Genomic DNA, 298 nt, shown 5'->3' with positions numbered 1-298 from the left:
ATTAGAACTATCTCCGTTCCCAGCGCCAGCTTTTGCAAAGGGATCCAACGGATTCGTTGCATCGGAATAATTGGCCTGCGATGTATCGTGATTAACACTAGCAGTCTCGTTTTGCGAGATCGAACTGCTCCCGCCGCCAATCGGATCCGCATAGGCGGCGGACGTGAACGTGCCCGCCAATGTGGCGACCGCGAGCATGCCCGCGAGCAGGCTGCGCAGCAAACGCCTCCAACCGCCCGTATCGTCCTTCCAAGGTGTGTTCACCATAGAGGGCTTCCTTTCATCCTCTTCGCCACGC

Annotated in this window: 1 protein-coding gene; it reads right to left on the bottom strand. The window is 57.4% G+C overall.

Annotated features, from left to right (window positions below; translation table 11 throughout):
• Nucleotides 1-267 (bottom strand): hypothetical protein (locus tag EHS19_RS10900; RefSeq protein WP_175578435.1); only part of this gene is annotated, 267 nt, incomplete at its 3' end.
• Between the last annotated feature and the right edge of the window lie 31 nt (nt 268-298).

This window comes from Bifidobacterium jacchi, assembly GCF_009078285.1.
GTDB classification, from domain to species: domain Bacteria; phylum Actinomycetota; class Actinomycetes; order Actinomycetales; family Bifidobacteriaceae; genus Bifidobacterium; species Bifidobacterium jacchi.
The sequence above is the reverse complement of the archived record's forward strand: the minus strand, read 5'-3'. Positions and strand labels throughout refer to the sequence as shown.